Annotated in this window: 16 protein-coding genes; 12 read left to right on the top strand and 4 right to left on the bottom strand. The window is 65.8% G+C overall.

Annotated features, from left to right (window positions below; translation table 11 throughout):
• Window positions 1-30: 30 nt before the first annotated feature.
• From AX672_RS07115 to AX672_RS07080, 8 genes are all read left to right on the top strand, one after another.
• Window positions 31-1092, top strand: a complete 1062-nt coding sequence (locus tag AX672_RS07115) for a substrate-binding domain-containing protein (protein WP_066650356.1) — start codon at window positions 31-33, stop codon at window positions 1090-1092.
• A gap of 67 nt (window positions 1093-1159) precedes the next feature.
• The gene (pstC, locus tag AX672_RS07110; protein ID WP_066650408.1) at window positions 1160-2536 is read left to right on the top strand and encodes a phosphate ABC transporter permease subunit PstC; all 1377 of its coding nucleotides are present in this window, start codon (window positions 1160-1162) and stop codon (window positions 2534-2536) included.
• Window positions 2537-2594: 58 nt separating this feature from the next.
• Window positions 2595-3809, top strand: coding sequence for a phosphate ABC transporter permease PstA (gene pstA / locus AX672_RS07105; protein WP_082730435.1), 1215 nt, complete (start codon window positions 2595-2597; stop codon window positions 3807-3809).
• A 20-nt stretch (window positions 3810-3829) separates the two neighbouring features.
• Window positions 3830-4576, top strand: coding sequence for a phosphate ABC transporter ATP-binding protein PstB (gene pstB / locus AX672_RS07100; RefSeq protein WP_066650406.1), 747 nt, complete (start codon window positions 3830-3832; stop codon window positions 4574-4576).
• Between the two features lie 23 nt (window positions 4577-4599).
• A complete protein-coding gene (gene phoU, locus AX672_RS07095) occupies window positions 4600-5286 on the top strand; it encodes a phosphate signaling complex protein PhoU (RefSeq protein WP_066650354.1) in 687 nt (228 codons plus the stop codon).
• Window positions 5287-5298: 12 nt separating this feature from the next.
• Window positions 5299-5991, top strand: coding sequence for a phosphate regulon transcriptional regulator PhoB (gene phoB / locus AX672_RS07090; protein ID WP_066650349.1), 693 nt, complete (start codon window positions 5299-5301; stop codon window positions 5989-5991).
• An 88-nt stretch (window positions 5992-6079) separates the two neighbouring features.
• Window positions 6080-6490 carry a hypothetical protein gene (locus tag AX672_RS07085; protein ID WP_168727374.1) on the top strand — a complete coding sequence of 137 codons (411 nt, stop codon included), beginning with the start codon at window positions 6080-6082 and terminating at the stop codon, window positions 6488-6490.
• Window positions 6491-6572: 82 nt separating this feature from the next.
• Complete coding sequence (locus tag AX672_RS07080; RefSeq protein WP_066650347.1) at window positions 6573-7472, top strand: SDR family NAD(P)-dependent oxidoreductase; 900 nt, start codon at window positions 6573-6575, stop codon at window positions 7470-7472.
• A 53-nt stretch (window positions 7473-7525) separates the two neighbouring features.
• Here AX672_RS07080 and AX672_RS07075 read toward each other — a convergent pair whose 3' ends face one another.
• Window positions 7526-8164, bottom strand: a complete 639-nt coding sequence (locus AX672_RS07075) for a TetR/AcrR family transcriptional regulator (protein WP_082730434.1) — start codon at window positions 8162-8164, stop codon at window positions 7526-7528.
• A 133-nt stretch (window positions 8165-8297) separates the two neighbouring features.
• On the opposite strand from AX672_RS07075, the gene AX672_RS07070 reads away from it, so the two are divergent.
• From AX672_RS07070 to AX672_RS07060, 3 genes are all read left to right on the top strand, one after another.
• Window positions 8298-9005 carry a DUF4386 family protein gene (locus tag AX672_RS07070; protein ID WP_202189267.1) on the top strand — a complete coding sequence of 236 codons (708 nt, stop codon included), beginning with the start codon at window positions 8298-8300 and terminating at the stop codon, window positions 9003-9005.
• A gap of 110 nt (window positions 9006-9115) precedes the next feature.
• Window positions 9116-9934 (top strand): MipA/OmpV family protein, encoded by an 819-nt coding sequence (locus tag AX672_RS07065; RefSeq protein ID WP_082730428.1) that lies wholly within the window; start codon window positions 9116-9118, stop codon window positions 9932-9934.
• Window positions 9935-10003: 69 nt separating this feature from the next.
• The gene (locus AX672_RS07060) at window positions 10004-11035 is read left to right on the top strand and encodes a hypothetical protein (RefSeq protein ID WP_066650338.1); all 1032 of its coding nucleotides are present in this window, start codon (window positions 10004-10006) and stop codon (window positions 11033-11035) included.
• A 76-nt stretch (window positions 11036-11111) separates the two neighbouring features.
• On the opposite strand, the gene AX672_RS07055 is transcribed toward AX672_RS07060, so the two are convergent.
• Together AX672_RS07055 and epsC are read right to left on the bottom strand one after the other, a co-directional pair.
• A complete protein-coding gene (locus AX672_RS07055; protein WP_066650337.1) occupies window positions 11112-11459 on the bottom strand; it encodes a DUF2794 domain-containing protein in 348 nt (115 codons plus the stop codon).
• The gene (gene epsC, locus AX672_RS07050; RefSeq protein ID WP_066650335.1) at window positions 11459-12154 is read right to left on the bottom strand and encodes a serine O-acetyltransferase EpsC; all 696 of its coding nucleotides are present in this window, start codon (window positions 12152-12154) and stop codon (window positions 11459-11461) included. Before epsC ends, AX672_RS07055 begins: the two co-directional genes overlap by 1 nt.
• 196 nt (window positions 12155-12350) lie before the next feature.
• Here epsC and AX672_RS07045 point away from each other — a divergent pair, with 196 nt between their 5' ends.
• On the top strand, window positions 12351-13085 hold the full coding sequence (locus AX672_RS07045) for a sulfite exporter TauE/SafE family protein (RefSeq protein WP_372587555.1): 735 nt from the start codon (window positions 12351-12353) through the stop codon (window positions 13083-13085).
• Here the strand turns inward: AX672_RS07045 and AX672_RS07040 are convergent.
• A complete protein-coding gene (locus AX672_RS07040) occupies window positions 13078-13599 on the bottom strand; it encodes a carboxymuconolactone decarboxylase family protein (protein WP_066650329.1) in 522 nt (173 codons plus the stop codon). The genes AX672_RS07045 and AX672_RS07040 overlap by 8 nt on opposite strands.
• Window positions 13600-13671 lie beyond the last annotated feature (72 nt).

The raw sequence follows: 13671 nt of genomic DNA, 5'->3' as shown, positions 1-13671 counted from the left end.
CGGGTAGAGAACCGACAGGGAGGACAATCGATGCGTCTCAAGACCGCACTCATTGCTGCAACGGCATTCACGTTTACGACCGTAGTTTCGGCATGCAACGATCAGGCGAACGGCGGCGGCGCCGGTTCGCGTGACCAGATCAAGGCCGTGGGCTCATCGACCGTTTACCCCTTCACCACGCTGGTCGCCGAACAATATGTCAATGCCAACCCCGGCACCAAGGCGCCAGTCGTCGAATCGACCGGTACTGGCGGTGGCATGAAGCTGTTCTGCGCCGGCGTTGGCGCGGCGCACCCCGACATCGCCAACGCATCGCGACGGATGACCGCCGCCGAGTTCAAGAACTGCACCGAAAACGGCGTCGACCGCATCATGGAAATCCAGATCGGCATCGACGGCATCGCCTTTGCCGAAGCGGCGAACGGCCCCAAGCTGTCGCTGACGCCGGCTGACATCTATCTCGCGCTCGCCGCCAACCCGCGCGGCAAGCCCAACACCGCCAAGACCTGGAAGGATGTGAACCCGGCGCTGCCGGCGATCCCGATCCAGGTCTATGGTCCACCCGCGACCAGCGGAACTCGCGACGCGCTTGCCGAAGTGATCATGTCGCGCGGCTGCGAAGCCGTTTATCCCGACAGCCTCGCCATGAAGAAGAAGAGCGAGGACGAGTATAAGAAGGCATGCCAGGTCGTTCGCAGCGACGGCCCCTATGTCGATGCGGGCGAGAATGACAATCTGATCGTTCAGAAGCTCCAGTCGAACCCCAATGCGCTTGGTGTGTTCGGCTACAGCTATCTCGAAGAAAACAAGGCGACGCTCACCGGCGTGCCGATCAGCGGCCAGGCGCCGACCTATGAAACGATCTCGGCGGGCACCTATCCCGGTGCGCGTCCGCTCTACATCTACGTCAAGAAGGCGCACATGAGCGCCATTCCGGGGCTCGACAAGTTCGTCGAGGCCTATTCAAAGGCATGGGCGCCCGACGGTCCGCTGGTAAAGCGCGGCCTGATCGCTGCGCCGCAAGCGGTGCGTGACGCATCGGCGGCCATTATTTCCAACGGCACGACGCTTGACGGGCGCGAGCTGAAATAGTCGACGACGGGCGGCGCATCGTCAACGGGTGCGCCGCCTGCTCGCCCAGCAGGAACTGATCCAAAACTTGTCCACCCTTGCGCTTCTATTCGTCATTGCCGGTCTGGGACTGATCGGCTGGCTGACGGCGCGCGTCCGCGCGGTCGCGTTTCGGCGTGGAACCACGCGCCGCTTCAGTTCGCTGCCGTCGCATCATGGCGGCTATGTCGCGATGTGGACGGTCGGTCCGGCGCTGTTGTTCCTGAGCGTCTGGGCGTTCACGACACCGGCGCTGGTAACCGACCGGGTGCTCAAGGCGCCCGCAGCCGCAACCCTGCCGCCGCCGGGGTTCGAGCGTGCCGCCGTGCTCAGCCAGGCGCGCTCGATCGCCGAGGGCCGCCCGGCGCAAGCCGCCAGCGCCGGCGCGCAGGCACTGGCGCCGGCCTATCGCGAAGCGACTGCGCGCTACAGCTGGATCGGCGCCGCCATTGCGCTGCTGCTGGCGATGATCGGCGGCGGCACTGCCTATGTCCGCGTCAAGCCGGGTTTCGGCGCGCGAACGCGGATCGAACGCGTCATCATGGCGGCGCTGCTCGGCGCATCGCTGATCGCGATCCTGACGACGATCGGTATCGTCGGATCGCTGCTGGTCGAATCGTGGCGTTTCTTTCAGCTGGTGCCGATCGGCGATTTCCTGTTCGGCACGCATTGGAGCCCGCAGGTCATCGACCCGGCCGATCCGGGCGCGGCGCTGGGCGCGGTGCCGTTATTCTGGGGCACTTTCTTCATCGGCGCCGTGATCGCGATGATCGTCGCCATTCCGTTCGGGCTGATGAGCGCGATTTACCTTACGCAATATGCGCGCCCCGGCGTGCGCCGCTGGATGAAGCCGATCATCGAGATTCTCGCCGGCGTGCCGACCGTCGTATATGGCTATTTCGCCGCGCTGACCGTCGCGCCCGCGGTGCGCGACTTCGCGGTGTCGATCGGCGTCAAATATGCCAGTTCCGAAAGCGCGCTCGCTGCCGGGCTGGTGATGGGCGTGATGATCATCCCGTTCGTGTCGTCGATGGCGGACGATTCGCTCGCTGCAGTCCCCGCGTCGATGCGCGACGGCTCGCTGGCGATGGGTGCGACCACGTCGGAGACGATCAGCCGCGTGTTGTTGCCCGCGGCGCTGCCCGGCGTGGTCGGCGGCGTGCTGCTCGCGGTCAGCCGCGCGATCGGCGAGACGATGATCGTCGTGATGGCCGCGTCGGGCGCGGCGACGATCAGCCTCAATCCTCTGTCCAGCGCGACCACCGTTACCAAGCAGATCGTCGACTTGCTGACCGGCGAGGCCGAGTTCGACAGTCCCAAGACGCTCGCCGCCTTTGCGCTGGGGCTCAGCCTGTTCATCGTCACGCTGATGCTCAACATCATCGCGCTGACGGTCGTGAAACGATATCGCGAAGCTTATGACTGATCGTGGCGCCCCCGCCCGCGTGCCCGAACGCGCGCCGACCGAATGGCGGTCGATGGCCATGCAGCGCCGCGTCCAGCGCCGCTATGCCGCCGAACGCCGCTTTCGCCTGCTCGGACTGGCGGCGATCGTCGGTTCGGCAGGATTCCTCGCGTTCCTGCTGTTCACGATGGTGATGAACGGCGCGCAGGGGTTCCTGCAGACGCGGATCGACGTGCCGGTCGATTTCGCCCGCGCTGGCCTGTCGCTCGATCCGGCGCGACTGAAAGGCGACGGCGCCGACCTTGCGCTTGCCGGGGCGGGGCTTGAGGACGCGATGATGCGCGCCGCCATCGCCCATTTCGGCCGCGGCGGCGATCAACTGATTTCACGAAGCGCCTGGCTGATGCTGCGCGACCAGTTGAAGGCCAATCCCGAATTGCTCGCCGGGCGCGCCGTCGTGTCGGTGCCCGCCGCGACTGAAATCGACGTCGCGGCAAAGGGGCTCGGCACGCCGGAAGCCGAAGCCATCGTGACGCGGCTGAAGGCGCGTGGCCAGTTGCACATGCACTTCAACGTCGCGTTCCTGACCGCTGCCGATTCGAGTGACCCGACCATTGTCGGCATCTGGGGCGCGCTGAAGGGCTCGATCTTCACGATGCTGGTCACGCTGCTGCTCGCCTTCCCGGTCGGCGTGCTCGCGGCGCTCTATCTCGAGGAATATGCGCCGCGGAACTGGCTGACCGACCTGATCGAAGTGTCGATCAACAATCTGGCGGCAGTGCCGTCGATCATCTTCGGGCTGCTCGGGCTGGCGGTGTTCCTGAACCTGTTCGATCTGCCGCGCTCGGCATCGCTGGTCGGCGGCATGACGCTGGCGCTGATGACGATGCCGGTGATCGTGATCGCGGGCCGCAATGCGATCAAGGCCGTCCCGCCGTCGATCCGCGATGCCGCGCTCGGCATTGGCGCGAGCCCGGTGCAGGTCGTGTTCCACCACGTCCTGCCGCTCGCGCTGCCGGGTATCCTGACCGGCACGATCATCGGTATGGCGCGCGCACTGGGCGAGACGGCGCCGCTGCTGATGATCGGCATGCGCGCCTTCATCGCCACGCCCCCGACCCGGCTGACCGATCCGGCGACGGTGCTGCCGGTGCAGATTTTCCTCTGGTCGGATGAAGTGAGCCGCGGGTTCGTCGAAAAGACGAGTGCGGCGATCATCGTCCTGCTCGTCTTCCTCCTCGCGATGAATGGCTTTGCCATTTATCTGCGCAACAAGTTCGAGACCCGCTGGTGACCGACTCCAAGCTCCCCAAGATGACCGCTCATCACGTCAACGTCTTCTATGGCGACAAGCAGGCGATCAACGACGTGTCGATCGACATCCCGCTCGATCAGGTGACCGCGCTGATCGGCCCGTCGGGCTGCGGCAAGTCGACCTTCCTGCGCACGCTGAACCGCATGAACGACACGATCACGAGCGCGCGCACCCAAGGCGACATCCGGCTCGACGGCGAAGACATTTATGCGCCCGAAATGGACGTCGTGCAGCTGCGCGCGCGCGTGGGCATGGTGTTCCAGAAGCCCAATCCCTTCCCCAAGACGATCTACGAAAATGTCGCCTACGGTCCGCGTATCCACGGGCTGGCGAGCGGGCGCACCCAGATGGACGCGATCGTGGAGCAATCGCTGCGCCGCGCGGGTCTGTGGGACGAAGTCAAGGACCGGCTGACCGACAGCGGCACGGCCCTCTCTGGCGGCCAGCAACAGCGGCTGTGCATCGCGCGCGCGATCGCGGTCGACCCCGAAGTGATCCTGATGGACGAGCCGTGCAGCGCGCTCGATCCGATCGCGACCGCCAAGATCGAGGAGCTGATCCACGAACTGAAAGGTCGCTACGCAATCGTGATCGTCACGCACAACATGCAGCAGGCCGCGCGCGTGTCACAGCGCACGGCGTTTTTCCATCTGGGCGCGCTGGTCGAATATGGCGCGACGTCGGACATCTTCACCAATCCGCGCCAGGAGCGGACGAAGGACTACATCACCGGCCGTTATGGCTGATCGCAACAGAATCGAGATTTGGCTTGGTTGAGCATACGGTAAAGGCGTTCGACGACGATATTGTCCGGCTGCGCGGCCTGATCGCGCAGATGGGCGGGCTTGCCGAACAAGCGATCATCCAGTCGATGGAAGCGCTCAAACGCCACGATCTGGAAGCGGCCGACGAAGTCATCGCCGGCGACCGGCGGATCGACGCGATCGAGCACGAAGTCGAACGGCTCGCGGTCGAACTGATCGCGCTGCGCGCGCCGCTGGCGGATGATTTGCGCGAAGTCGTGGCGGCGCTGAAAATCGCCAGCGTCGTCGAGCGGATCGGCGATTATGCCAAGAACATCGCCCGCCGGGTCGCCGCCGTCGACGATCACAGCGACATTGAGCCGCTGTCGGTGCTCCCCGCGATGGCCGATCTCGCGTGCCGCATGGTGCACGACGTGCTCGACGCCTTTGCCGCCCGCGATGCCGAAGCGGCGATCCGCGTCACCGAAACCGACCGCGCTGTCGACGATTTCTACAACAGCCTGTTCCGCACGCTGGTTACGTACATGATGGAAAACCCGGCGAGCATTGGCCAGGCGACCCATCTGCTGTTCATCGCGAAGAATCTGGAACGTGTGGGCGACCACGCGACCAATGTCGCCGAAATGGTCTATTTCGCGGCCACCGGCGTCCATATGGGCGAGCGCGAACGCGGCGCCCGCACGATCATCTGACGGAGAAGACCAATGGCACGCGCCAAGATGTTGCTGGTGGAAGACGATGCGGCCCTCGCCGAATTGCTCGTTTGGCATTTCAAGCGCGAGGATTTCGACGTCCAGCAAACCCCCGACGGCGAGGAAGCATTGTTGCTCGCCAAGGAAGCCACGCCCGACATCGTCCTGGTCGACTGGATGGTCGAGGGGTTGAGCGGCATCGAAGTCTGCCGTCGCCTGCGCCGCATGCCCGAAACCGCGAACGTCCCGATCATCATGCTGACCGCGCGCGGCGAAGAGGAAGACCGGGTGCGCGGGCTCGAAACCGGCGCTGACGACTATGTCACCAAGCCGTTCAGCCCCCGCGAACTGGTCGCGCGCGTCGGCGCGGTGCTGCGGCGCGTGCGCCCGGCGCTCGCCGGTGAACAGCTGATCTACGCCGACATCGAGATGGATACCGTCGGCCACAAGGTACGGCGCGGCGGCGAGGTCGTGCCGCTCGGCCCCACCGAATTCCGCCTGCTCAAGCATTTCCTGGAGCATCCCGGCTGGGTGTTCAGCCGCGAACGCCTGCTCGACGCGGTCTGGGGCCATGACAGCGACATCGAAAGCCGCACCGTCGACGTCCATATCCGTCGGCTGCGCAAAGCCATCAACATCGGCGACAAGCCCGACATCATCCGCACCGTGCGGTCGGCGGGCTATGCACTGGATGCGGGGACCTGAGGCACGGCTGCGGAGCCATCGAGATTGCCGGTCGTTTCAGCCGGCATGCAGCCCGCTTCGGCTGCGTCGATGACCGCAGGAGATGCCGATGAAGATTTTGATTCTCGCCACATTCGCGCTGGCCACGCCCGTCATGGCGCAAACTGCGCCCCAGACGCCGCCGCCTGCGCAGACCACGCCGCCTGCCCCGCCAACCGATGCGGTGCCCAACACTGCGCTGTCGAACGAGCCCGTCCCCTCGACCGGCCCGCGCGCGCAGCAGGCTGATCAGCCCGCCAATAACGCCGCCGCGTCCGCCAACACCGCCGTCGACCAGCCCGCGCCACCACCGCCGCCGCCCGGCGTGCCGGTCGTCGTCCAACCGGCGATGGCACCGAGCGAGGCCATGCCTGCCCCTGCCCCGCTCGATCACTATCCGATCTGCAAGGCGAACCAGTTCGACAAGTGCATGGAACCGGGTAATCGCAGCACCAAACAGCGCCGGCCCCGCCGCCGCTGATGGCCCACCAATCTGGGCGGCTTTTCGCGCGCCCGATCATCGCCTAGGAAGCTCCCCGAACCACTCTCAGGGAGCTTCCTCGATGACCATTTCCTTCACCGATCGCGTTGCCATCGTCACCGGCGCGGGCGGCGGCCTGGGGCGCGCTTATGCGCTCGATCTCGCCAAGCGCGGCGCCAAGGTCGTCGTCAACGATCTCGGCGGCGCCCGCGACGGCACCGGCCATTCGGATGCGGCGCTGAAGGTGGTCGAAGAAATCACCGCCGCCGGTGGCGAAGCGATGTCGAACGGCGGCAGCGTCACCGATTACGACCAGATGGTCGCGATGGTCGAAGCCGCCAAGGAGAAATGGGGCCGCGTCGACATCCTGATCAACAATGCCGGCGTGCTCCGCGACAAGAGCTTCGCCAAGATGGAGCCCGCCGACTTCAAATTCGTGGTCGACGTCCATCTGAACGGCTCGGCCAATTGCACCAAGGCAGTTTGGGAGACGATGCGCGCGCAAAACTATGGCCGCGTGCTGATGACGGCATCGTCGACCGGGCTCTATGGCAATTTCGGCCAGGCCAATTATGGCGCGGCCAAGCTGGGCCTCGCGGGCCTGACCAAGACGCTCGCGATCGAAGGCGCCAAGAACAACATCAAGGTCAACACGATCGCGCCGACCGCCGGCACGCGCATGACCGAGGATTTGTTCCCTGCCGAGGCCTTTGCCGCTTTCTCGCCCGACAAGGTTGCCCCTGCCGCGCTGTTCCTCGTTTCCGAAGACGCGCCGACCAACATGATCATCGGCGCGGGCGCGGGCGTGTTCCAGGCCGCTTATGTGACGCTGACGCAGGGCAAGCTGCTGACCGGCGACGACCTGTCGCCCGAGGGCATTGCCGCACACTGGGCGGAAATCACCGACCGCGCGGGCGAGCTGACGCCGCAGTCGGGCAGCGAACAATCGATGTCGATCCTGCGCAAGCTGCAGGGGCAGTAAGCGCGCCTTGCCAGCCGCGGCCCTGCTTGCGGGGCCGTGGCTGGTGAGGTCGATCAATCCACCGCGCTGCGATAGGCGACGTGGACGATCTGCTGCATGCTCGCACGAATTCGCGCCCAGCCGGCATCGTCGAGCGTGATCCCGGCAAAGCCGCCGGTGGCGGTCGCTTGCAAGACCAGTTGCTGCGCAGCGGCGATCAGCACCGCGTTGAGCGCGGCGACATCCAGCCCCTCGGGCGGCGGAAGCGTCCCGCGCTCGCGTTCCACCCAGCGGCGGAGCACAAAGGCGCGCGCCGCCGCGAATCGCAGAACCATCGGCGTCGGCTCCGAAATCTCCCACGCCACCACGCGCTGGAGCAGCGGATCGGCGCGCAGCACTTCGATGAAGCCGAGCACGAGTCGCTCGATCAGGTCGGCATAGGATGACGCAGGCGTGCCGCGCATCTGTTCGGTCAACTGGCGCCCCAGGCTGTTGGCGACATCGTTACCGATTGCCTCGGCGAGGCCGTCCAGTCCTCCATAATAACGATAGATCAATTGCTTGTCGCAACCTGCCTTGCGCGCGATCGCATTGATTCCGAAGCCTTGGAACCCAGCTTCGGCAAGCACCGAACGCGCGGCGGCGACAATGGCCTCCTCCGTGCGCGCGCGATCGCGACTTTTTGGGGCAATGTCAGTGGCTTGATCGGTCATCATCGGCTCCTTGCGCCCTACCCTAACGGCTCGCGCTGATCGGTCCAGCATTTTTATCACCGATCGGTGACTTTTTCGCTTGCACATGTCACCGATCGGTGGCAATGGCGTTGTCACCAACTGGAGACACGCCATGAACCGCCGCTCGCTCACCGGCCTTGCCACGCTCGGCTTGGCCTTTGCCTTCAACATTCCCTACGCCGTGCTGGCGACGATGTTCGATTATCCCGGCATCCTGCGCCACAGCGCCGGTGCAGTGCTCGATCGCTTTGCCGCGGGCGGCAGCCAGCTGATCCTGACATGGCACGGCTTTGCGATGACGGCGCTGGCGCTGGCGCCCATCGGTATTGCCCTGTCGATCACGCGCGAACGGCTGGTCCGCGATCCCGCGCTGGCGATCGGCGCGGCGGTCACCGCCACGCTCGCCGCGATCACCCAAACGACCGGGTTGCTGCGCTGGTCGCTGGTGGTGCCGGGGCTCGCGCGCCTGCACGCCGATCCGACGGCCACCGAAGAAGCCCGCCGTGCTGCCGAACGCACTTTCGATCTGCTCAATGCCTATGGCGGCGTCGCGATCGGCGAGACGCTGGGGCAGATCCTGCTGGTGATGTTCGTGCTGCAACTCGCCTGGCTGCAGGCGCGTGAGAGCGCCCGGCTGACCAGCACCATCGGCATCGTCACCGCGATCCTGATCGCGATCGGCAGCGGCGAAGGGCTGGCGCTTGCCACGCAAAGCGTCGGCAGCGCGTTCGGCGCCTTCACCATCGCGGGTTTCCTCGCGCTGACCGGCTGGATGGTCGCCACCGGCATCGGCCTGGTCCGCGCGCCTCGCCCCGCCTGACGCGAACGCCCGACCTCCGTCACCTCGCCCCGTTTCCAACGGCACCGCCGCGACGGCCGGTGCCCTGTTTCCCCGCGCCGTCGCACCATCCACCCGAAAGGACTCAACTCATGAACGTTTTTCAAGCCCTTATGGCCATTATCGCGCTTAGCATGTTGGCCCAGCCCGCCGCAGCGCAAACCGCCAACCCGGCGCCGCAGGAGGCAGAAGAGGACCACGGCTTCCACGGCACGACCGCAGTGGGACTGGGCGCGGTGCCCGAATATGAAGGTGCCGACGCCTATCGGATCATCCCGCTTGCCAACGGCCGCGCCTATTTCGACCGGCGCTATGTCGAGCTCGACGGGCTCGCCATCCGCGGCAATATCCTCAACAGCCGTCGCGTAGAATTCGGCCCGGTCGCGCACCTCACTTTCGGGCGTCGCGACAAGATCGACAGCGCTGCCGTTGCCCGGCTCGGGCGGATCAATGATGCCTATGAAATCGGTGCGTTTGTCGCCACCACCCTGCCAGTCGGCAAGCATGGCGAAGTCCGCTTGGCGCTGGAAGGCGTGCACGACGTGGCACAAGTCCACAATGGCTGGATCGGCACCGCAAGCGTCGGCTACGCGCATCGCTTCGGCGAGCGCTTCCGGCTGACCGGCACGGCATCGGTTTCGGGCGCCAGTGATGATTATGCCCGCCGCTATTTCACCGTCACCCCGCAAGGGTCGGCCACGAGTGGTCTCGCCGCTTTCGACGCCAAGGGCGGCATTAAGGACGTCGGGCTCAGCGTCGGCGCGGCGTACAAGGTCACCGATCGCTGGTCGATCGTCGGCTTTGCCGGCTACAAGCGGCTCCTCGGCGACTTCGCGAAGAGCCCGGTGGTCGGTCGCGAAGGCAGCGCCAACCAGCTGAGCGGCGGGCTTGGCGTGGGGTTCCACTTCTAGCACACGCCTTACCGTATTGCTTCACCAACACACGTGTGCTACACCAGTCCCAACAGGGAAGGAACAGCCATGTATAGCGAAAGCGATATCGAGAATGCGGTGGCGGCGGGGGTGATCAGCCCGGAAGCCGCCGCCGCATTCCGCAACCACACCGCGCAACTGCGCGCAGCCCCCGCCGTCGATGAAGAGCAGTTCAAGCTGCTGACCGGCTTCAACGACATTTTCGTCGCGATTGCGCTGGCGCTGTCGCTCGGCGCGATCGGGCAGATCGGCTGGCAGCTCCTGCAGCCGCTCGGCGGCGCGGCAGTGGCGGCGTCGGCGTGGCTGTTCGCCGAGTATTTTACCCGCAAGCGCCGGATGGCGCTCCCCTCGATCCTGCTGCTGCTGGCTTTTGCCGGGGGTGTTGCCGCGACAATGATCGGCGTCTTGGTGCGACTCGAAGTCGATGTGCCCGAGCGGACCGCCGCGCTGATCATGGGCGGCATTGCCCTGATTACCGCCGGCGCGACCTGGCTGCACTGGCGGCGGTTCATGGTGCCGATCACGGTGGCGGCAGGCGCCGTCGCGCTGGTTGCGACCGTCGCTGCGCTGGTGGTCGGCGCGCTCGGCCTGACGCAGGACGCGCTCTACCCGATCGCGCTGGCCGGTGGGCTCGCGGTGTTCGCGCTGGCGATGTGGTGGGACGTGTCCGACCGCGAGCGCCGCACCCGCCGATCGGACGTTGCCTTCTGGCTGCACCTCGCCGCCGCCCCGCTGATCGCGCATCCGATCTTCCACATGCTCGGCGTGCTCAACAATGATGTCGATGCGACGCGCGCGCTGCTGGTGATCGGGCTTTACCTGGTTTTCGCCTTTGTGGCGCTGGCGGTCGACCGCCGCGCGCTGCTGGTGTCGAGCCTCGCCTACGTCCTCTATGCGATGTACGCGCTCATTCAGCAGACCGGCGCGGTCGAGCTGAGCGCGGCGCTGACCGCCTTCGTGATCGGCTCGGCGCTGCTGACGCTGTCGGTATTCTGGCATCAGATGCGGCGCATGGTGGTCGCGCTGCTTGGTGGCCTCAAGGATCGCCTGCCCCCGGTGCAGACGATGATTCCGGCCTGAGATTTGCCCCTCAGCCCGGTTGGTACGAAACTTCACCCCCGGTGGCTGAGGCTGCCGGGGGGTTTTTGATAGCCCCCTACTCCGCCACCAGCTTGAGCAGCCGCCGCTCGACCGGGGCGAGCACCGGCGCGAGTTCATGCCCTCGCTTGAGCACCGCGCCTTGCTCGCCGATCAGCGCCCACATCCCCTGCTTGCCGCGCAAGGCCGGGCGCTTCTCGATCCGGAACTCGGGGCGTTCGGTGGCGCGGCGGAAGGCGGCGAAGATCGCGGCGTCGCGGCCGAGATCGATTGCATAGTCGCGCCAGTGCCCCGCCGCGACCATCCGGCCATAAAGGTCGAGGATGCGCGTCAGTTCGGCCCGGTCGAAGCCGATCTGGATCGGGGCACGACCGGGCAGCACGGGAAAGGGCGTGATCGTCCCCATCAGGCGCAGTCGCGGTGTTCCTCTGGCGGCTGGCCGTGGCGGTCGCCCCGCAATTCGGCGAGTTCGCGGCGCAGCTGCTCAAGCTCGCAGCGCAGCAGCTCGATCTTCTGCGTTTCGGGATCGAACATGTCGCGGCACGGCGTGCCATAGGGGACGAAGCTTTTTTCGCCGCGGCTGCCCTCGATCATCGTCGGGCGAGCCGGAATGCCAACCATCACTGCGCCGGGCACGACATCCTTGGTCACGACCGCATTGGCGCCGACGCGCGCGCCCACGCCAACGGTGATCGGCCCCAGCACCTGCGCGCCCGAACCGATGATGACATTGTCGGCGAGCGTCGGATGGCGCTTGCCCGCGACGCCGTTGTCAGGGCTGGTCCCGCCGAGCGTCACGCACTGATAGATCGTCACGTTATCGCCGATCTCCGCCGTCTCGCCGATCACGGTAAAGCCGTGATCGATAAAGAAATTGCGCCCGATCTTCGCGCCCGGGTGGATGTCGATCGAGGTCAGGCAGCGCGACAGGTGATTGACGAAGCGCGCGAGGAAATAGAGCTCAGCCCGGTACAGGCGGTGCGCCAAGCGGTGCAGGCCGAGCGCGAGCACACCGGGATAAAGCAGGATCTCCATCCGCGAGCGCGGCGCCGGATCGCGCGCCTTGATTGAATCGAGATAGGTCGTCAGGCGCTGGAACATGGGCGCGGTCCACTTCGGTCTTTGCAGGCCGCTATTTAGGGATTGTCCGCAACGAAATCCATGACCCCGCGCAAGCGCATATCAATGCGCGCCAAATCCTAGCGTCGATGTCGGAGATAATTGCGCCGCGCCGCGTTCTGCTACAAGTTCGGCGGGGTCAGCGAGGATCGGCGATTTGTCTTGGGATTGGGCGACTCTGTTGCCATTTATTGCCGTCGGTTTTCTGGCGCAGGCGATCGACGGCGCGCTCGGCATGGCGTTCGGCATCGTCAATTCGACGATTCTCGTCAGCTTCATGGGCGTGTCGCCGGCCGTCGCGTCGGCGAGTGTCCACGCGGTGGAAACCTTCACGACGGCAGCATCGGGCACCAGCCACGTCCTTCACCGCAATGTCGACTGGCGGCTGTTCCGGCGGCTGATGATCCCCGGCCTGATCGGGGGCGTGCTCGGCGCCTATGTGCTGGCCGGGCTTGATGCCGCCATCGCCAAGCCGTTCGTGATGACCTATCTCGCGCTGGTCGGCCTTTACTTGCTGTACCGCGCATGGCGCGGCGCGCCGAAGGTGCGCGAACCCCGGATCGTCGGGCCGTTGGGCTTCATCGGCGGCTTCCTCGACGCGATCGGCGGCGGTGGCTGGGGGCCGGTGGTCACGTCGAACCTGCTGGTGCAAGGCGCCAGCCCGCGCAGCACGATCGGCACGGTCAACACGTCCGAATTCTTCCTGACCGCAACGATTTCGGCGACGTTCATCGCGACGATGGGCTTTGCGGCCTTCACCGTCGCGACGATCGGCATCCTGATCGGCGGGATCGCGGCGGCACCGTTCGGCGCGGTGATCGCCAAGCGAGTGCCCGCCCGCCCGCTGATGGCGCTGGTGGGCGCGCTGCTGACGATCACCAGCGCCTATACGGTGGTGCGCGCGATCAGTTGAGCGCGGCGTGGACGGTCGCGACCGCCTTCATGACGGCCGCAATGCGGACGGCATTCTGGATCGACTCCGCCGTCACCCCGGCCTTCTTCAGCACCTGCTCATGACTGTCGATGCACATGCCGCAGCCGTTCATCGCCGATACCGCGAGGCTGAAGAGCTCGAAATCGACCTTGTCGATGCCCGGTGCGCCGATGACGTTCATCCGCAGCTTGGCAGGCATGCGCTGATATTCGTCGTTTCCGGCCAGATGCGTGAAGCGGTAATAGACGTTGTTCATCGCCATGACGGCAGCAGCGGCACGCGCGGCATTGGCGGCCTCGGGGCTCAGCTTGCCTTCGCATTCGGCTTCGGTTGCCTCGACCAGCGGCTTGTGGCCGGTGCCGTGCGCGCAGGCGAGCAGCAGGCCATATTTGCGCTGGTCGCCCAGCTGCGTCTCGTTGAGCAGCGAGCCGACGTTGAGCCGGATGTCCTTGGCGAAATCGGGCAGCAGCCCGGCGAAATCCTTGAGCGACATAATACCTCTCTATATCCGCGGGCCGGACGCCTGCGGATTGATGCGAACAACGAAAGGGGCGCGGACCACCTG

It is taken from the genome of Sphingomonas sp. CCH10-B3 (assembly GCF_001556185.1).
Lineage (GTDB): Bacteria > Pseudomonadota > Alphaproteobacteria > Sphingomonadales > Sphingomonadaceae > Sphingomonas > Sphingomonas aquatica.
The sequence above is the reverse complement of the archived record's forward strand: the minus strand, read 5'-3'. Positions and strand labels throughout refer to the sequence as shown.